Source organism: Vibrio sp. YT-18 (assembly GCF_033337345.1).
GTDB lineage: Bacteria > Pseudomonadota > Gammaproteobacteria > Enterobacterales > Vibrionaceae > Vibrio > Vibrio alginolyticus.
The window spans coordinates 80,063-98,118 of sequence record NZ_JAWOQO010000003.1 but is presented as its reverse complement, the minus strand read 5'-3'; the positions used below and the strand labels follow the sequence as shown (position 1 = coordinate 98,118).

General features: G+C 46.1%; 17 protein-coding genes. 11 read left to right on the top strand and 6 right to left on the bottom strand.

Features of this window, described 5'->3' with window-relative positions; all coding sequences use genetic code 11:
- Positions 1-39: 39 nt before the first annotated feature.
- On the bottom strand, positions 40-795 hold the full coding sequence (locus R7M72_RS05235) for a substrate-binding periplasmic protein (protein ID WP_005383196.1): 756 nt from the start codon (positions 793-795) through the stop codon (positions 40-42).
- Between the two features lie 68 nt (positions 796-863).
- Between R7M72_RS05235 and R7M72_RS05230 the strand changes: the two genes are divergently transcribed.
- From R7M72_RS05230 to R7M72_RS05220, 3 genes are all read left to right on the top strand, one after another.
- Positions 864-2,762, top strand: a complete 1,899-nt coding sequence (locus tag R7M72_RS05230; protein ID WP_005383197.1) for an ATP-binding protein — start codon at positions 864-866, stop codon at positions 2,760-2,762.
- Positions 2,763-2,862: 100 nt separating this feature from the next.
- The gene (locus tag R7M72_RS05225) at positions 2,863-3,072 is read left to right on the top strand and encodes a DUF3283 family protein (protein ID WP_005374484.1); all 210 of its coding nucleotides are present in this window, start codon (positions 2,863-2,865) and stop codon (positions 3,070-3,072) included.
- 135 nt (positions 3,073-3,207) lie between these two features.
- Positions 3,208-3,924, top strand: coding sequence for a YebC/PmpR family DNA-binding transcriptional regulator (locus tag R7M72_RS05220; protein WP_005374482.1), 717 nt, complete (start codon positions 3,208-3,210; stop codon positions 3,922-3,924).
- Between the two features lie 72 nt (positions 3,925-3,996).
- On the opposite strand, the gene rodA is transcribed toward R7M72_RS05220, so the two are convergent.
- Positions 3,997-5,079, bottom strand: a complete 1,083-nt coding sequence (rodA, locus tag R7M72_RS05215) for a rod shape-determining protein RodA (protein ID WP_318056082.1) — start codon at positions 5,077-5,079, stop codon at positions 3,997-3,999.
- A gap of 393 nt (positions 5,080-5,472) precedes the next feature.
- Between rodA and R7M72_RS05210 the strand changes: the two genes are divergently transcribed.
- From R7M72_RS05210 to R7M72_RS05180, 7 genes are read left to right on the top strand one after another with little or no spacing between them, the layout of a single operon-like run.
- A complete protein-coding gene (locus tag R7M72_RS05210) occupies positions 5,473-6,141 on the top strand; it encodes a hypothetical protein (RefSeq protein ID WP_005383200.1) in 669 nt (222 codons plus the stop codon).
- 9 nt (positions 6,142-6,150) lie between these two features.
- Positions 6,151-6,849: an ABC transporter ATP-binding protein gene (locus R7M72_RS05205; protein WP_315957360.1), complete on the top strand. Its 699-nt coding sequence runs from the start codon at positions 6,151-6,153 to the stop codon at positions 6,847-6,849.
- Positions 6,837-8,105: an ABC transporter permease gene (locus tag R7M72_RS05200; protein ID WP_213909326.1), complete on the top strand. Its 1,269-nt coding sequence runs from the start codon at positions 6,837-6,839 to the stop codon at positions 8,103-8,105. The genes R7M72_RS05205 and R7M72_RS05200 overlap by 13 nt, the downstream gene beginning before the upstream one ends.
- A complete protein-coding gene (locus R7M72_RS05195; protein WP_065275571.1) occupies positions 8,098-8,883 on the top strand; it encodes an outer membrane lipoprotein-sorting protein in 786 nt (261 codons plus the stop codon). Before R7M72_RS05200 ends, R7M72_RS05195 begins: the two co-directional genes overlap by 8 nt.
- A 45-nt stretch (positions 8,884-8,928) precedes the next feature.
- Complete coding sequence (locus R7M72_RS05190) at positions 8,929-10,257, top strand: hypothetical protein (protein WP_318056081.1); 1,329 nt, start codon at positions 8,929-8,931, stop codon at positions 10,255-10,257.
- On the top strand, positions 10,258-11,280 hold the full coding sequence (locus R7M72_RS05185) for a sensor histidine kinase (RefSeq protein ID WP_074051920.1): 1,023 nt from the start codon (positions 10,258-10,260) through the stop codon (positions 11,278-11,280).
- Between the two features lie 15 nt (positions 11,281-11,295).
- A complete protein-coding gene (locus R7M72_RS05180) occupies positions 11,296-12,087 on the top strand; it encodes a LytR/AlgR family response regulator transcription factor (protein ID WP_213966443.1) in 792 nt (263 codons plus the stop codon).
- Positions 12,088-12,227: 140 nt separating this feature from the next.
- Here the strand turns inward: R7M72_RS05180 and R7M72_RS05175 are convergent, their stop codons facing one another.
- From R7M72_RS05175 to R7M72_RS05160, 4 genes are all read right to left on the bottom strand, one after another.
- On the bottom strand, positions 12,228-12,722 hold the full coding sequence (locus R7M72_RS05175) for a peptidylprolyl isomerase (RefSeq protein ID WP_054575272.1): 495 nt from the start codon (positions 12,720-12,722) through the stop codon (positions 12,228-12,230).
- A gap of 121 nt (positions 12,723-12,843) precedes the next feature.
- A complete protein-coding gene (locus tag R7M72_RS05170) occupies positions 12,844-14,505 on the bottom strand; it encodes a methyl-accepting chemotaxis protein (RefSeq protein ID WP_053303981.1) in 1,662 nt (553 codons plus the stop codon).
- A 175-nt stretch (positions 14,506-14,680) separates the two neighbouring features.
- A complete protein-coding gene (locus R7M72_RS05165; protein ID WP_053303982.1) occupies positions 14,681-15,067 on the bottom strand; it encodes a thiol-disulfide oxidoreductase DCC family protein in 387 nt (128 codons plus the stop codon).
- A gap of 24 nt (positions 15,068-15,091) precedes the next feature.
- Positions 15,092-15,886 (bottom strand): DUF4344 domain-containing metallopeptidase, encoded by a 795-nt coding sequence (locus R7M72_RS05160; RefSeq protein WP_054575271.1) that lies wholly within the window; start codon positions 15,884-15,886, stop codon positions 15,092-15,094.
- Between the two features lie 862 nt (positions 15,887-16,748).
- Here R7M72_RS05160 and gltS point away from each other — a divergent pair.
- Entirely contained in the window at positions 16,749-17,984 is a 1,236-nt protein-coding gene (gltS, locus tag R7M72_RS05155) for a sodium/glutamate symporter (protein WP_005374448.1), read from the top strand.
- The last annotated feature ends 72 nt before the right edge of the window (positions 17,985-18,056 follow it).

Below are 18,056 nucleotides of genomic sequence, written 5' to 3'. Positions count from 1 at the left end.
CCAACGTATCATCGTTGGCGTTTTTGTTAATGAGTTGATTCATTGATACTTTTGAATGATTTCATCAATTTCCCCTGAGGTTTTTAATTCAACGAGGCGTGTATTGATGTAATTTTGAGTTTCTGGTTGCATTTGAGGTGAAAAAGCCAGGTAGATTGAGTAGTCAGGAATAACCGAGCTGAAAGGCTGTATCTGAAAATTCTCCAACGGCAAATTGAGTCGCTTTAAGTTGTAAAGGACTCGGGATTCCATCTCGACAAAAGCTGTATCTCCAGGGGTTCGGCTTATCACTCGGTATGCGGCGTTGTAGTCTTTCACGCGCATTTCATTGACACTGCCATTTTCAAAGAACGGTGTTAAATTTGGATAATCAAACCCCAGCAGTAATACAATAGAACGGCCATGCATGGTATCCATATTTTTGAATTCTAAAGGCTTCTCGCTACTCGACACCAGTACATGTTTTACAGTGTAAATGGGCTCCTCAGATAAATTTTCCGATTGCACCTTGCCCCAGTTCGGGCTGCCATAAGTTAACCAGTTTGGCTCAGCGCCTTCTTCCAATATGGAAATCATACGTTTAAATGGATAAGTATGATAATTCACTTGGTAATCCGACTCCGCGAAGATAGCGCTGACGATATCGGTCACAATTCCGGAGTGCATTTGTCCCTGTTGTTCAATTTGAAATGGTCGAGCTTGTTCAGCAATGACGTAATAGTTCACTTGATTTGCGGTCACATGAGAACTTACAACAATTAAGCTAAAAGCCAATCTAAGTAGAAGTCTTTTCATCGTATCCTCGATTATTATTTGTGCGTAGCTATATTTAGAGTAGCGCAAGTTTATCGGAGCGGTTTCATATGGATGAAAAAGAGCGATCTCAACGTCGTTTTAGTATCGGCAACCAACTTATGTTGGCGGTATTAACGTTGAGTTTAATCTTTACGGTCATCATTTCTACAGTGAGCTTATATCGAGTTTTTCACGAAGATTTAGCCCATTTAGATGTTGAATTAAAGCAGGTTGAGTCTAGCTATTTATCGAGCTTTTCTGCGAGTTTGTGGGTAGAGGATAGGGAGCTGTTGCTGACACAAGCTCAAGGTGCAATGCGTATGCCCTCGGTGGACTACTTGCGTATTGCTAGTGAAGACGAAGTTATCATTGAATTAGGTTCGGCGCTTTCTGAGGATGTTGTCGAGAGAAGCTGGCCGATGCAGTATCGGGTCGGCGATAAAACGTATGATCTCGCGATATTAACGGTTCAATCGGATCTTAGCGCGATATATGAAGATCTTTGGCAGCAGTTCTTTTTTCTACTTACGACAGAAGCGATCAAAATTCTTGTCCTCATCATTGGTGTTCTTTGGGTGGCGTTTCGCTTGTTGGTCAATCCGTTACAATTGCTGTCTGGTGCGGTGAGCGATTTTCGTGGCGGTACAGTGCCGAGTAAAGTGACTCTCCCTAAACGATGGTGCTTTGATGAAGTGAGTGTTTTGGCAGAGAAATACAACCGAAGTGTTGAGAAAGTGAAAGAGCACCAGACTGAGTTAGAGGCTGAACGCGATAGGGCAGAAGTCGCTAATCGTAAAAAAAGTGAGTTTCTCGCCACTATGAGTCATGAGATCCGCACACCGATGAATGGCATTATTGGTGTGTCGTCGTTGCTCAATGACACCGACCTCGATCCCCAGCAAAAAGAGTTTGTAGAGATCATTGACAGTTCTTCTCACTCACTAATGACGATCATCGACGACATTTTGGACTTCTCTAAAGTTGAAGCTGGCAAAGTAGAGCTGGAATACACGAGCTATGACCTTCGCGAGCTACTTGACGATGTCATCAGTTTACATAGTGTCAAAGCCAAGCAGAAAAACTTACAGCTGCTCAGCGATATTGATCCTCACTTGCCAATGGAAGTGCAAGGTGATGCCACACGATTGAAACAAGTTCTGAACAATTTGTTGAGCAACGCGATTAAATTTACCGAGCGCGGCCATGTGAAGCTTCTTGTAGCGTTATCTCGACTTGATGGAGAGACCGCTCATATCCGGTTTCGAGTTGTGGATTCTGGTATTGGTATTGCGAAAGAGCACCAACAAGCAATCTTCGAACGCTTCCAACAAGCTGATGGTAGTACCACCAGAAAGTATGGTGGGACAGGGCTTGGTTTGGCGATAGCTGCACAGTTGGTTAACTTGATGGGAGGGGAAATACAACTAACAAGTGAGCTTGGGCTGGGAAGCTGTTTTGAATTTTCGATTCCTGTTGCTGTAATAAATGCGCAATCGACCTATACCGACCAACTTAATGTATTAGATTTCCGGAAAGCGGAAGACAACGAAATCAGCCCTCAAGATAATGATAAACCTTGGGTATTGGTTGTTGAAGATACCATCGTCAATCAGAAGGTAGTTCGCATCATGTTAGAAAAACTGGGTGTGCGAGTGAGTGTCGCCAACCATGGCGAAGAAGCATTGCAGCTGTGTGATCAGCAGCCTTTCGATTTGATTTTTATGGACTGCCAAATGCCTGTGATGGATGGGTTTATTGCTACGGAGCGAATTCGAAAAATGGGAGAGTGGGGGAAACACGTTCCAATTATTGCGCTAAGTGCCAATGTCATTAAAGAGGATCAGCAACATTGCTTCGATGTCGGGATGAACGAGTTCGTGGCTAAACCCGTTACCAAGACTCGATTACAACAAATATTCGAACAGCATTTACCAAAAGCACTGAAAATCAGCGCTGTGCCTAAATAGTTAACTTGAAATCGATCAAGTTAAGTGCGTTTCTATTCTGTAATTGTAACTCTGTGTGATATAGTGCCCGGCTAGTATTTAAAGTACCTTGAGGCTGTGAATGTCGTTTAATCTATCCCTATTGCCGCCTGACGAAAAAAACAAAATCGAACTGGATAAGCAGGCGTCGTTTTTGGTTTGGAAGCTCAGAGAGGCCAAATCTGGTCCTGAAGCAATAGAAGAACAGTTGTCCAAGATTAACGATGCTGATGAAAAGGCGTTTTTTCAGCAATCGGTCGAAAAGTACAAACGAGTAATGGGTGTCGCTTAACGCGAACCGTGGCAATGGTTCAATCCAATGCGACGAATGAGGTAACCTCCCTATTCCTTTGCTAAGCGAAATTGAAAAGGTTTCGCTTTTTGCTAAAATCCTTCGCATTAAATTTGAATTTAGAGAGACATCCCGATGGGAAGAAGTTTTGAAGTGCGCAAAGCCTCTATGGCGAAAACTGCAGGCGCGAAAATTAAAGTTTATTCCAAATACGGTAAAGAAATTTACATGTGCGCGAAAAACGGTGGTGGTGATCCAGACATGAACTTGTCTTTGAAACACCTGATCGCAAAAGCGAAAAAAGACCAAGTTCCTGCGCACGTTATCGATAAAGCGATCGACAAAGCGAACGGTGGCGGTGGTGAAGACTACACTCCAGCACGTTACGAAGGCTTCGGCCCTGGCGGTACTAGCGTTATCGTTGACTGTCTAACAGACAACGGCAACCGTACTTTCCAAGATGTACGCCAATGCTTTGTGAAAGTCGGTGCGAAAATTGGTGTTGAGGGCTCGGTTTCTCACATGTTCGATCACCAAGCGGTATTCCAGTTCAAAGGCGACGATGATGAAATCATCCTAGAAACGCTAATGATGGAAGACGTAGACGTTACTGACGTTGAGCTAGAAGACGGTGTTATCACTGTATTCGCACCTCACACAGAATTCTTCAAAACAAAAACTGCGCTTAACGGTGCATTCCCAGATCTAACGATCGATGTTGAAGAAATCACATTCGTTCCGCAAACTCATACGCCTGTATCGGGTGAAGATGCTGAGAAATTCCAGAAATTCCTAGATCTTCTAGATGACTGTGATGATGTTCAGCAGGTTTACCACAACGCAGAGCTGTAATTAATTCGCTCATATCGTTGTAAAAAGGCTTCCTTAGGGAAGCCTTTTTTGATCGCTTTTTCTCAAGCAACGCTATGCGTTACGATATTTGGAATAACACAGCGACATGATTACACCAAAACAGATACCTTGAGTTAGCATCGCCGTGCCGCCATAGCTAAAGAAGGGAAGTGGGCTACCCATTACTGGCAACAAGCCACTCACCATGCCCGTATTGATAAAAGCATACAGAAAAAAGCTCATCGCTAATGCGCCACTTACCAGCCGACTAAAAAAGTGGTCAGACTGACATGCAAGCAACATAACGCGTGCAGTAATAAACAAGTACAATGCGAGTAAGACTAAACTGCCAACAAAGCCCCATTCTTCCGCATAGGTCGAAAAAATAAAGTCCGTATGACTTTCTGGAATAAAGCCAAGTGTTCCCTGCGTTGCATTCATCCAACCTTTGCCTTTCATACCGCCTGAGCCAATCGCAATCAAAGATTGGATGATTTGGTAGCCCGAACCCAGTGGATCGGACTCAGGGTGCAAGAACTGTGTTACACGGCTCTTTTGATAGGTTTCCATAACGAAGAACCATAAAATAGGTGCTAACGTTAAAATGCTCGCAATAAACCCGCATATTATTTTCCAGCTCATGCCAGCCAAAAACAAAACGAACAATGCATAAATGACGGTAAAAACTGCACCGTCTAAATCCGGTTGTAGCGCGATTAACCCGGCAGGAATCATTGTAATAAGTAAGCAAAACGCAATTTTCCGACTGTCTGGTCGACCTCCTTCAATATGCAGCATCCAGGCGATCATGATTGGAATGGAAAGTTTGATTAGCTCAGACGGTTGAAAGCGGAAGAAGCCGATATCGAGCCAACGTTGAGAGCCATTGGTGCTATCACCAAATAAAGCGACAGCAAGTAGCAGAGCAACCGCAATAATGTAGAGATATGGAGCTGAGCGCTGATAGCTGGACGCTGGAATCGAGGACATGATCAAGATACAAACTAATGTCAGTCCGCAGCGCGCCAAATGTTTGAAGAGCATCGCCTCATTAAAGCTACTGGCACTCCAGAGAGTGAGCGAACTTAACAGCATGATCGGAATGATCGCCATTAGCAGTGGCAAATCAACTCTTGGGAAATAACGCTTATTCATTTTCAACGACCTAATAACGCACCTATTTTGAGTGCGAAAACAACTAAAACTCGAAGAGTTCAAACTATTCCGATGCTAAGAATCTCGATTTCGAAACAACAGACACCATGCAAAGGTGTGTAAGAAAGGAGAGTGCGACACTGTCTGTTATGGGTAGCTGTGGGATGGATAAATACACTAGCCTCAGATTTTAAGCCAGTGTTTTTATTGTGACTGCCGTAAAAATGTAGAGTTACGAATGAGCGGAATTGTATTTTCTGTTTAAGTGAATGTCATTCATCCTCTCTCAATACCATTCACTCTGCATAACTGCCATTGGTCGCATGCAAAAGCAGCGTGCGATCTTCTCCCTTAATCTGAAACCATCAAATCACGTTCAACTAAGGACAGTACATGATGGTTTCTCAATCTCGCTCAATCAAAGCTCTTAAACTGGCAAGTACGTTTATCGCCGCATTTGCACTTAGCAGCAATCTGGCTCTGGCTAACCCAAGCGAGCGCACACTCAGTCAATTCAACCAAGCAGCACAGGGTGACTCTGGCTTAGTTGATACTGTTTATGGCGAACTATCCAAACAACTCGAAGAGCAGGGCGCAACGCCGGTGACCTTGGTTTACTTGGGCAGTGCGGAGACGTTGCAAGGTCGTGAGGCGTTTATGCCTTGGAACAAGATGAAGTTCACCGAGCGCGGTCTTGCCACAATCCAAAAAGGCTTGGATTTAATGGCGAATCAGCCAGTACCACTGCAAGAGCAACAACGCTTACAAGGCTTGCCGGAATACCAGCTAGCTACCGCCATGGCAGCTACTACGTTTACCTCTCTGCCTGACATGTTCAATCACTTTGAGCGTGGCTACGAGCTGTACCTTTCTCTGCTCGATGAACCGAGTTTTAGCCAACAACCTTTCGCGGCAACGTCTTGGATTTATCGCTACGCCATTGAAGCTGCATTGCGTGCTGAAGATGTTCAACAAGCCAAAATATGGTTAGCGCAAATGGAGCAGTTAGGTGATAGCAATCTAGAAACGCAAACCGCGAAAGCGTTGCTAGCCAAGTATTAGGGAGGCGTCATGATCGTTTTTAATCAACTTAGCCGCGATTACGCCCTTGGTAGCCAAACCGTGCGTGCATTGCGAGACGTGTCTGGTGAAGTGTTTGCCGGCGAAATGGTGGCATTGTGCGGGCCGTCTGGCTCAGGCAAAAGCACCTTACTTAACGTGCTTGGCATGCTGGATACTCAATACCAAGGTCAGGTGACATTTGCAGGCAGCCCATACCCAACCGGACAAACGCAGGCTGCGAAAATGCGTCGTGAAAAGCTTGGCTTTGTGTTCCAAAAATTCAATCTTGTCCCTGTGATGACAGCGTTGGAGAACGTGGCGTATCCGCTGTATCTCAACGGTTTTTCAAAAGCGGAACAAACCGAGCTCGCCACACAAATGCTAGAGCACGTTGGCTTAGGCGAGTTTATTCATCACATGCCAGACAACCTATCAGGCGGTCAGCAACAGCGAGTGGCAATTGCGCGCGCTTTAGTGCACAAACCGGCGTTGGTGATTGCTGATGAGCCAACCGCAAGTCTTGATAGCCAAACTGCCAACAAGGTCATCGATATTATGAAAGGGCTCGGACACGAGCTTGGTACTACTTTTATCGTCGCCACTCACGACCCTCGTATGGCATCCCGCTGCGATCGCACCATTGAATTGGTGGACGGCAAAATTACCCAAACGCACGCAAGTGTGGAGGAGGTTTCATGGGCAAGCTAATTCCAGTTTCCGTTCGCCTTGCTTGGTTGAACCTGCAACGCAATCGCCGTCGCAGTTTATTGTCGATGTTGATCATTGCCATTGCCGTGTTTGCCTTAACCAGTGCGGGCGGTTTTGGTCTATACACCTACGACAGTTTGAAAGAATCGACAGCACGTGACACGGGGCATCTGACGTTAACCACACCGGGTTACTTCGCCAAAGAAGAAGAGATGCCGCTGAGTAACGGGTTAACTCACGCCGGCGACATCACCAAGCAATTGATTGGCTTAAACGAAGTGCGAGGCGTGCAGCCACGAGTTGAGTTCAGCGGTTTGATTTCCAACGGCAACAAGTCATCGATCTTTATCGGCATTGGTGTTAACGAACGCGAATTCGATATGAAAGGACCGTTTTTGGATGTGCGCGAAGGGCAGACGCTGTCCAACATTCATGCATCGCGTTATGACCCAGCAGAGCCAGAAGTGATGCTTGGCGTTGATTTAGCGAACAACCTAAGCGTGCACGTTGGTGATTGGATCACTTTGCTGGCGACCACAACCGACGGTGCGTTGAACGCGTATGACTTCAAAGTTCGTGGCGTCTTCTCAACTGGCGTGCCAGAGCTTGATAAACGCCAGCTTTACGTACACATCAACAGCGCGCAATCGCTGCTCGGTTCAGACAAAGTCAGCGCGTTATCGGTCTTCCTGTTCGATACCAGTTTAACTAGCCAAGTCGAGCAACAAGTAGCTTCGGTTCTTAGTAAGCAAAAGCAGAACTTGGGCGATCAAGATATTGAGATCACGCCTTGGCAAGAGCGCGCGTTCTTCTATCTCAAAGTGAAAGATTTGTACGACCGTATCTTCGGCATCATGGGTGCAGTAATGGCGTTGGTGGTCTTTGTCGCGCTGTTCAACACCATGACCATGTCGGTCACCGAGCGTACACGTGAAATCGGCACCTTGTCGGCTCTTGGTAGCTACCCTCGAGAAATCATTGCTGGGTTCTTGCGCGAAGCAGGGTTACTTGCCGTGATTGGCAGCTTAATCGGCGCTTTGTTTACTGCGTTAGTTACCGTCTTACTGATGGTCGTGGATGTGCAAATGCCGCCACCGCCAGGACGCACAGAAGGTTACCCATTAACGATTTACTTCTCTTGGGAGCTAGTAGCTATAGCAGGATTTGCAGTATTGATGATTTGTTTGGTTGCGGCGTTTTTCTCGGCACGCAAAGGGGTGAACAAGCCAATTACGGAGGCACTGATTTATGTTTAATTTCAAATCACTATTACCAATTGCATTGCTGACGGTAACTGGCGTTGCAAGCATGAATGTCAGTGCGAATGAAACAGCACTAGATGCACAGCAAGTTGCGCAATTGATTGAAAAAGCCGACAGCTACCGCTTGCAAGATGACTCCTCCAAAGTGGTGTCACTGGTGCGCTTATATCAAGACCAAGAGTTAGATAAAACCCGTCTTTACCACGTGTACACGCGTCCAAATCGTGAATCGCTGGTGGTGTTCAAATCAGCAGTCGAAGCTGGGCAAAAGATGCTGATGATGGGCGACAACTACTGGCTGCAAATGCCAAAGAGCCGCCGTCCGATTCGCATTACGCCAATGCAGAAGCTGCTTGGTGAAGCGTCTATCGGCGACATCTCAACCCTGACGTGGAGCCAAGATTATCAAGGTGAATGGAAAGCGACAGAAACTGTTTCGGTGAATGGAGAAAGTGTCGCGGCTTATCACCTTGCCTTAACCGCGAAAACCAAAGGAGCGAGTTATCAGAAGATCGACTTATGGTTGTCTGAGCAAGATGCATTTCCAATCAAAGCCGATCTCTACTTGCGCTCTGGCAAACTCGCCAAGCAAGCGCAATACGGACGTGCAACTGACAACGGTGAAGACTACGTCAGTGAGATGACCTTGCTTGATAGCATTCAACCGAGCAAAAAGACCGTTATCGAGTATCAAGAAATCGTGCCTTGGCAGTTGGATAACAAGTTCTACAACCCAAGTTATTTGCCGAAAGCCAATACGACTCAGCTTTAGCCTGAACTCCGTAAATAGATCCATGAAAACGAGCAAGGAAGTCACATGAAATCGCACCAGCCTAACGTTAACAAAAGCACCAGTTTGTTGATTGCTGCGTCGTTGTGTGTGGGCACAGCAGCCCCAGTTTTTGCCAATGATGAGCTGAGTTTTGAGTGGGATTGGGCTGTCAGCTACGAAACGGCCAAGCAGCGTGATAGCGCATTTATGCAAGCGCAGGGCAGTTCTCGTGATTCACTTAACGCACTGTTGGATGTGCAGGTGACCTATCAAAACTTCAGTGGTTTGTTTGCTCTGTACAGCCAAGGTTTGTACTTCAATCAACGAGGAGAGAGTGAGTGGTGGAGTGAAGCTGATAACCAGTTGCTGATTCGTGAGCTGGCTTGGCTAGGGGAGTGGCAAGTCGGTGATACCACTCTTGATGTGAGTTTGGGTAAGTTGCGCGTGGATTGGGGCGTGGGTTATGGCTACCGACCTTTGGACCTGTTTAAGCCTTATCGACAAAACCCGGTTGGCTTAGTCGCAGAAGAGGGGGCGGGCGTGTTTTCACTTTCACACTACGATATGGCCGGCGAGTGGACAGTTATTGCGACGGATTCAAGCTGGGGGCAACAAGACCAGAGTGCTCTTGATCAAGCCGCAGAGCAGCAAGGTGTTGGTATTCGTCGTTATGCGCTGGTGGGTGACACTGAGTATCAACTTATTGGTTATTACGATGATGTGCGCCGAGGTTTGCTTGGAGCCAGTGCCATTGCAGTGTGGGATGAATCCATCGCCATGCACGGCTCCATGCTGTGGCAAAAGCAAAGTGTCGGCTATCAGTTTCAGCAGGGTGATCTTTACCAACCCGTTTCGGTTGAGGACCAGGGCAGCGCATTCCAAGCCTTAGTTGGGGTGAATTGGGCAAACCAAGCCGGACACAACGTGATTGCCGAATATTGGTACGACAGCCGAGCATGGTCGAAAAGCGAATGGCAACAAGCAATAGAACGTGGCGAACTACTCTCTGAAACCCTTAATCCCCAAACGTCTCTACTTGCAACAAGCTACGCTCAAGGGTTTCAGCATGCCAATATCGTTCAGCATAACGTAATGCTGCACTGGAGTTGGGATGTAGAAGCATGGGCTGCATGGAACGGCAAAGCGGATATGGGCTGGCTAAGTGATGTAACCCCTACGTTGGATGTGATGTTGGCGCCACAAGATGGTGGTGTGATTGTCACGCAGTGGCTTAACTACCAATGGATTGATACCGGCGATCAAAGTGTAGAAGTGGAAGTTGCCGCACGCTTTTTAACCGGAGACGACCAATCTGCTTACGCACAAATCAATGATAAGCATATGATTGTTTTTAACATCAAAGGGAAATTCTAAATGTGTTCAGCAAAATCAGTGGTGAAAAGTGGATGGTCGCGTAGCTTATTAGTGACCACGGCATTTTGTCTCTTTATCGCAGCAATGACGCTTTCTGTTTGGGGGGGCTCATTCTACGTTCATGTTATGGTGAGTTTTGGATTTGGCTATTCGGCTATCTTCTTCTCATGGCTTGTCGACCGCCTGTTTCCTACCATTCCTCGTTTGGCGGAAGTGGCTATCTCGCTGACGGCTTGCTTATTGTTCGGTGTGGTAAACGCCCAGTTTTGGCTCGGAGAATATTTCGGCATCTCAGGTATGCTATCGGTTGGACTCATGGGGTTGTTATTCAGTGCCATGTGCTTTTTCTATTTCTACTCACGCGAGCAACATGCAATCGCTCAACGAGAGTTGGAAGCCATCAAACGCGAGAAAGCAGAGCAAGATCGTGCACTATTACTTAGTCAGCTTAAGCAGATGCAAAGCCAGATTGAGCCGCATTTTCTATTTAATACCTTGGCAAATATCAGTGCGCTCATGTCGCAAGATGTTGATAAAGCTAAGCTGATGCTAGAACAGTTAACCGCGCTGCTGCGTGCAACGCTCAAAAGCTCACGTGAAGAGCACACCACCATAGACAATGAAACGGCGTTACTTGAGGCTTACTTAGGCATCCAGCAAACTCGTTTGGGTGACCGACTCAGTTACAAGATTGAAGTGGAAGAGGGGTTAGGCAGAAGCGAGTTACCGCCGATGATGCTTCAACCCTTAATCGAAAACGCCATCATCCATGGTATTGAGCCGAAGCGAGAAGGCGGTGAAGTCCGTTTGCTGATTAAGCGCGAACAACAGAACTTGCTGATTGAAGTCAGAGACACAGGTGTTGGCTTAAATCACGTGAGTGGGCACATGGGCTCTGGCGTCGGTTTAAGTAATCTCAAGCAGCGAGTTGAAGCTTTGTTCGCAGGGCAAGGGGAGGTTTCTATCAGTGAGTCTGCTCAGGGTGGCGTTTGTGTTCGCTTGCGCTGGCCAATGGAATCGTAATCAAGGAAGAAAGGAATGAATACAGGGTTTACTGCCATTATTGCTGATGATGAACCGCTATTGAGGCGTCATCTTGATAAAAGCCTAGCTGAAGTGTGGCCAGAGCTAGAGGTGATAGCCAAAGTCGCGGATGGTGAACAAGCGTTGCAAGTCATTGAGCAAAACCAACCTGACATTGCGTTTCTTGATATTCGTATGCCAGTTCTGGATGGCATGACACTAGCGCAAAAACTCAATCAACTCGCCAATCCACCTTTGATTGTGTTTGTCACTGCGTACGATGATTACGCCATCAAAGCCTTTGAACAAAATGCCGCCGATTATTTGCTCAAGCCTATCTCGGATGAGCGCCTGCTGACGACGTGTGAAAGAGTGAAAGCACGCCTTGCTAAGCGAGAGCAAGAAAGCAGTAATGTGCAGATGAGCAGTCTGTTAGAACAGTTGCAGCAATTATCCGCGCCACAAACGCCGCAATATCTTCAGTGGATCAAAGCGACGCAAGGGGAAGATATTCATCTGATTGCTACGTCTGATGTATTGTATTTCAAAGCGGAAGAAAAATACGTTTCTGTGTATGCCCAACAAGGACAAGGCAAAGTGCAGGAGTATTTGATTCGCACCTCGTTGAAAGAGTTGATAGGGCAGCTTAACCCAGAACAGTTCTGGCAAGTACACCGTTCAAGCGTTGTGCAAGTGTGCAAAATTAGCAAAGTAAACAAAGACTTTGCTGGAAGAATGTTTGTTCACGTTGGAGAAACTAAGCTCGCTGTGAGCCGTGCATCTCAAAGTTTGTTCAAAGGGATGTAATCGCTAGAACTGCTCACTCTTTACACTGTAAACTCGCTGCTCATTTGTTTCAGCAACAAAAACAAAAAGCGCCTAAGTCATCTGACATTAGGCGCTTTTGTCGTTTTATAGCGACGATTTCTCCGAAGAGGCGAATGGGCTTATTCGCTGACTGTCACTTTCTCAATAATGATTGGATCGCATGGCACATCATCGTGACCAAGCTTAGAGGTCGTTTTCACTTTCGCGATGCGATTTACGACATCCATACCCGCGGTCACTTTACCAAACACGGCGTAGCCCCAGCCTAGGTTGGTAGTTGCAGTGTGGTCTAGGAAATCATTGTCTTCCAAGTTAATGAAGAACTGTGCCGTTGCAGAGTGCGGTGCATCGGTACGCGCCATTGCGATAGTGCCAACAAGGTTCTTTAGACCACGGTTTGCTTCGTTCGCGATTGGTCCGCGCGTTGGCTTTTCTGCCATGTCTTCGGTGTGACCGCCACCTTGAATCATAAAGCCATCGATAACGCGGTGGAAAATGGTGCCGTTGTAGAAGCCATCTTCACAGTATTTTTTGAAGTTCTTTGAGCTAACTGGCGCTCGTTCTAGGTTCAGTTCAATCTCGATGTCACCGAAATTGGTGGTCATAATAATCATCTGGTTTGCCCTTATGGGTGCTAAGTTGGCGGCATTATAGCTAAGTCGTATGAGGATAGCAGAAATAAAAACAGCGACGTTTTGGCGTCGCTGTTTGCATGGTGAATTGGTGAGGAAAGCGTTAAACCGTAAAGCGACCGACCAAGTCGTACAGCTCGTTAGCTTTGTGGTTTAGGTTGCCACTACCTGCGCGGTTTTGATTCGCAAGGTGTGCCGATTGGCTGCTTTGTTGAGAGATGACTTCGATGCGTTGTGAAATCTCTTGGCCAACTTGGCTTTGCTCTTCGGTTGCTGTTGCGATCAGGGTGTTCATGTCCATGATGTTAGCAATTGCGGCTTGGATTTCTTGCAGTGCGGCAGAGGCAGCTCGTGCTTCCTCAACCGTTGCTTCACCACGCGCTTGGCTTGAGCCCATGGCTTTCACTGCTGCATCCGAGCCAGACTTCAACTGCTCAATCATTTGGTGAATTTCGCCTGTGCTGTCTTGAGTGCGACTTGCCAGTTTACGAACCTCATCGGCAACGACTGCGAAGCCTCGACCTTGTTCGCCTGCACGGGCTGCTTCAATGGCTGCGTTTAGTGCCAATAGGTTGGTTTGCTCGGCAATGTCTTGAATCACTTCTAGCGAAGAAGAAATGTTTTGTACGTCGCTCTCTAAACGAGAAATTACCGTGCTGGCTTCCGACACCTCTAGCGCGAGCGCTTCGACGGAGTTTGCTGCGGAATCAACAATGTGTTTCGCTTGCTGTGAATTTTCATCGGCGTCTCTGGCTGATTGCGCTGCTTGGTTAGCGTTGTTTGAAATCTCGTGCGCCGTTGCTGTCATCTCGGTCATTGCCGCAGCGACCTGTTCGGTTTCTTCACGTTGACCTGAAGCTAACTCGTCCACTTGCGATGCACGCTGTGACATCTCGTTGGTCTCTGAAACCACTTCTTGTCCGACATGGCTAACACTCTTGATGATGCCTTGCAGGCTTTCAACGAAGATATTGAAGTTGCGGCTCAGCTGCGTGAACTCCGGCACGCTAGATTCTTCCATGCGCGCTGTTAAATCTGCATCGCCTTGTGCGAAAGAGTGGATTGAGGCATCAAACTGCTCAATAGGTTTCATGATGCTGCGGTTAACAAATACGGCAAAGACTGCAACTATCGCTGTTATCGAGGCACAAAACAGGGCTATCGCAGTTAGTGTGGTGTTGAGATCTTCGTGTGCGGCTTTTTCCATGTCTGCCACAATGGCGTCGATATCGTCCGTGTAGAAACCCGTTCCCAACATCAAGTCCCATTCAGGAATAAAGACTGAGTAGCTGAGTTTCGGTAGTGCTTCACTCTGACCGAGTTTCGGGAAGTAATAAGTCGTGAACTCACCAGTTTTGGCATTTTTTAGCAAATCCTGAATCAGGTAATTGCCTTTCTTGTCCTGCAAGTTATAGAAGTTTTCCCCGATGCCTTTGGTGTTTTTACCCACCACGACGCGAACGCCTTTTGAATCATAACCAAAGATGTAGCCGGATTGACCAAACTCTAGTTGTTTCAAGATAGGCAGAGCCTCTTCCAGTGGGGCATTTTGTGCGAGTAGTGGCTCGACAGCGGAACGCGCCATTTGCACGTAACTTTTGAGTTCGGCTTTTTTCATCTCCATCATTCGACTTCGAGTTTGCTCAATCTCGTGCTCGTTGTAGGCAGTGGTTTGTAGGTAGGTGAACCACATCATGCCTATTGCCATAGTTAGAATTGGAATTATTGAAAGGATATATAGTCGTTTTCTGATCGTCAGATTCATAGAGACGTCCTTCTCTCGGCGCAGCGTTACAAGTGACAAGCTGAATAAGCTTACCTGATAAAAGTGTTAATACTTATTGTTGTAATGCTTAGAGATTAACCGAGTTACTCAATCAGAAGTACTGGAAATTTGTAAATCTAGACGAAGGTCGTAGCATTTTTAAGCGGGATCACAATTAACGTGAACAAGACCCACTATTGCAACGAGAAGTCCCTGTTAACCAATATGAGACGCGATACCTATTCTTTGCGAATTTGAGGTAAAGCCAGTCAGCAACAGGTTTAACGAGGCGCCAACGCAGTGGAGCGTAGAGCCAACCGCGACCAACTAATTGCCACGCACGATGAGTCACGTCCAACCCAAGCAGAAGCTCCCCCTTTTCGTTGAGGGCGTGCAAAATGGTGTTGGCTTGTTCAGGATCGATCTGCGGATAATCTGCGAATGTATCACTATAGATATCGACGGTTTTGATGTGCTGCTTGGAATCGCGTTGTTTTAGCGCCTTCATCTCTTTGACACAAAGCGGGCAGGTTCCGTCATAAAATATGGTGAGTTTTGTCATTGCGGTCTTCTTATTTGAGATTTTCTAATCGCTTTTACGTGGCGAATTTTCTTTTGGTTCATTGTTTTGCAAGTAATGCAGCCAATTGTCGCGAATGTTGCCGTAATTGAATTGGCAGAACTCTTTGCGATCACGCAGGTAGTCTTTTTCTACTTCATCGAGTAAGGCTTTGTATTGCTCAGGATCACTACCGTACACCAAACATAACGTTGAAAAGTAACGCTGCAAATCAAAGCTGTGTTCGTCAATGTACTCGCCAAAATCGTAGTAGTCCGGTCTGTCGTCGGATTCGAATGCGAACATGTCGGCGGCGCTAATGGCCATATCTGCGCCATCTTCTAGGAAGTCAATCATTAAAATAGTGGCAAAATTATCGACCGCATCTTCTTCTTTTCCGAGAACAGGGATGCTTTGATCTTCGATGTAAGCATGTCCAGCTTCATGAAGTAAAGTGTGCAATAACGTATCTAGCGCCCCTGTTTTTGGGGATTTTCCGAAGCGTTCTTCATACTGATTATTGGAGAAGTAATTGAGCGACTCCAAATAAAAAGTGTAAGGAACGTATATTGTGTGTGTATCAGGATCATACATTGGACCATCTTCTCCGCCGTAAACCAGCGTGAGAGCTTGATCAAATGGAAAGTAGGCCTGAGACAGCTCAACAAAGATGGTGTTTACATCGCTGCTTTGAATAGATTGTTGGGCGATTTTTTCATGAGTTGTCTCTACGGGAGAATATTGAATACGAATGTTTTCAGCTGCTGTAGCTGATGAGACGACGCTGAGTAATAGTGCAGGGCAAAGCGAATGAATGTTCATGTGGGACTCTTGTTATTGAATAACTTGTATAAAAAATTATACATGTTTTTGTCTGATGCATAGTTGGGGTTGTACTCATTAGCCAAAGTCGGGACGTCGGTCTCGAAAAGCAATCATGATAACATCGCATATTTCGGCTGCTTGGTTCTCTAGGGCGTTTATCAAGACCTCCTGGATAAGAACGGCGGTGAAGTTATTAGCTATGCATCGTATTCTAAGAAGCTTACTGAGTAACTGTGCTTCGATCTTTATCTGTGAAAATGATAATAGGCAGTTAATCATTGCAAGGTTTAACTATGGGGTTGGTGAATATCACTGAATTGAAGAAAATTATCAGCGATATGTTATAATCCTGCTCCGTTGTGACGAAAACGTTTGTTGCAGCCTGAGAGTTTCCTTGGATTCGGCTCGTTTATACACCATGAGCCAGAGTTGAAAAGCTACGACAGGAACAGGCAAACCCAATTGTTTTGAACGCGCTCTCGGCGTTTAGCGGTTACAACGGGAAGGAACTTTGTTTGATAGTAATTGACACATTCTGTTTAAGTAAGGGAGCCCGAAGTGGTTCAGAAAGTGTCACCCAGAATTTACTCACAACACGACAGCCCAAGCGATAACGCACAGGTATTGCGAGGGGCCATTTGAAGGAGCTGTATCAGCTCCTTTCACATTTAAGGGCTTGCTAACAGCGTAAAAACTGACACATCGCTTAAGGAGCGCCCCTTAAACTAGCCTAAGGCGCATCTACACCAACTTTTTGAGTATTTTCGAAACAATAAAGCGAGAAAATTTGCTATTGAACGAAGGTTAAACTAACACTCATTCATTACGGAGAATGAAGAGAACAATAATAAGAGGCGATATGAATCATTTAATATCTGTAGGTGCACTGGAGTCCTTCTTGGTCGCAATTAGTGTGCTTTTCCTGGGGCATTTTATTAATGCTAAGCTACCGATTTTAAAGAAATTCAACATACCTGAGCCGATTGTAGGTGGTCTTATTGTAGCCTGCATGATTACTGCTCTTCATTTCAACGGCATCGATTTAGAGTTCGACTTGCCATTACAAAATACGTTTATGTTAATGTTTTTTGCGACAGTTGGTTTGGCCGCAAATTACACTCAGTTGATGAAAGGAGGTGCGAAGGTTTTTATCTTCTTAGCTGTCGCATCGTTTTACATCATCATACAAAACGGCGTTGGCGTTTCACTTGCGGCGGCGCTCGGTTTAGATCCTTTGATGGGGTTAATTGCTGGCTCGATTACTCTGTCTGGTGGTCATGGTACAGGTGCTGCGTGGTCACAAACCTTTCAAGACGTGTATGGATTGGATAACGTCTTAGAAATTGCAATGGCATCAGCGACTTTTGGTTTGATCATCGGCGGTATCATTGGTAGCCCTGTAGCGCAGCGCCTAGTCGAAAAGAACAGCATAGAGTCTGAGTATGGTCGTGGTGGTCGAGATGCCAAAACTCACGAGAAATTCCCGGAGTTGGTGACTTACAATGAATACGAAGAAGATAAAGTAACGGCGAAAAAAGTGGTGGAGAAACTCTTCTTCCTACTGATCTGTGTTACTGGGGCCAAGTATGTCGAGCAATGGGTAAGCACGTATGAAATCTCATGGCTGATGATTCCAGACTTCGTATATGCGCTATTCATTGGTGTGATCATTACGAATTTCTTGGAAGTGACCAAGATTCGTAAGTTAGATGCCGAAACGGTAGATATGTTAGGTACGGTATCGCTATCTCTGTTCTTAGCGATGGCTCTGATGAGCTTGAAGTTATGGAATATCTTCGATCTAGCGATTCCATTCTTGGTTATTTTAGCTGTGCAGTCTGTCGTCTTAGCAATCTTTACGTACTATGTTACGTTCAAAGTGATGGGAAGCAACTACGATGCTGCTGTTATTGCAGGGGGGCACTGCGGTTTTGGCTTGGGGGCAACCCCAACAGCCGTAATGAACATGGGTTCGATCGTTAACCGATTTGGCCCGTCGCCACAAGCATTTATGGTGGTGCCAATTGTGGGCGCTTTCTTTATCGACATCGTCAACTTAATTATCTTGCAAGGCTACATTTCATTCCTTGGTTAAAGTTAAGTGGATGAGCTCCTAGAGGCGAAATAAAACGGTCACAACACTGGTTGTGACCGTTTTTTTATGACT

Bases quoted from the DNA above. Each gene is read 5' to 3' on its own strand.
- R7M72_RS05180 (WP_213966443.1), top strand. From the start codon at position 11,296: ATGAATACAGGGTTTACTGCCATTATTGCTGATGATGAACCGCTATTG.
- R7M72_RS05165 (WP_053303982.1), bottom strand. From the start codon at position 15,067: ATGACAAAACTCACCATATTTTATGACGGAACCTGCCCGCTTTGTGTC.
- R7M72_RS05225 (WP_005374484.1), top strand. From the start codon at position 2,863: ATGTCGTTTAATCTATCCCTATTGCCGCCTGACGAAAAAAACAAAATC.
- R7M72_RS05185 (WP_074051920.1), top strand. From the start codon at position 10,258: ATGTGTTCAGCAAAATCAGTGGTGAAAAGTGGATGGTCGCGTAGCTTA.
- R7M72_RS05235 (WP_005383196.1), bottom strand. From the start codon at position 795: ATGAAAAGACTTCTACTTAGATTGGCTTTTAGCTTAATTGTTGTAAGT.
- R7M72_RS05195 (WP_065275571.1), top strand. From the start codon at position 8,098: ATGTTTAATTTCAAATCACTATTACCAATTGCATTGCTGACGGTAACT.
- R7M72_RS05200 (WP_213909326.1), top strand. From the start codon at position 6,837: ATGGGCAAGCTAATTCCAGTTTCCGTTCGCCTTGCTTGGTTGAACCTG.
- R7M72_RS05170 (WP_053303981.1), bottom strand. From the start codon at position 14,505: ATGAATCTGACGATCAGAAAACGACTATATATCCTTTCAATAATTCCA.
- R7M72_RS05205 (WP_315957360.1), top strand. From the start codon at position 6,151: ATGATCGTTTTTAATCAACTTAGCCGCGATTACGCCCTTGGTAGCCAA.
- R7M72_RS05175 (WP_054575272.1), bottom strand. From the start codon at position 12,722: ATGATTATTATGACCACCAATTTCGGTGACATCGAGATTGAACTGAAC.
- rodA (WP_318056082.1), bottom strand. From the start codon at position 5,079: ATGAATAAGCGTTATTTCCCAAGAGTTGATTTGCCACTGCTAATGGCG.
- R7M72_RS05220 (WP_005374482.1), top strand. From the start codon at position 3,208: ATGGGAAGAAGTTTTGAAGTGCGCAAAGCCTCTATGGCGAAAACTGCA.
- R7M72_RS05230 (WP_005383197.1), top strand. From the start codon at position 864: ATGGATGAAAAAGAGCGATCTCAACGTCGTTTTAGTATCGGCAACCAA.
- R7M72_RS05190 (WP_318056081.1), top strand. From the start codon at position 8,929: ATGAAATCGCACCAGCCTAACGTTAACAAAAGCACCAGTTTGTTGATT.
- R7M72_RS05210 (WP_005383200.1), top strand. From the start codon at position 5,473: ATGATGGTTTCTCAATCTCGCTCAATCAAAGCTCTTAAACTGGCAAGT.
- R7M72_RS05160 (WP_054575271.1), bottom strand. From the start codon at position 15,886: ATGAACATTCATTCGCTTTGCCCTGCACTATTACTCAGCGTCGTCTCA.
- gltS (WP_005374448.1), top strand. From the start codon at position 16,749: ATGAATCATTTAATATCTGTAGGTGCACTGGAGTCCTTCTTGGTCGCA.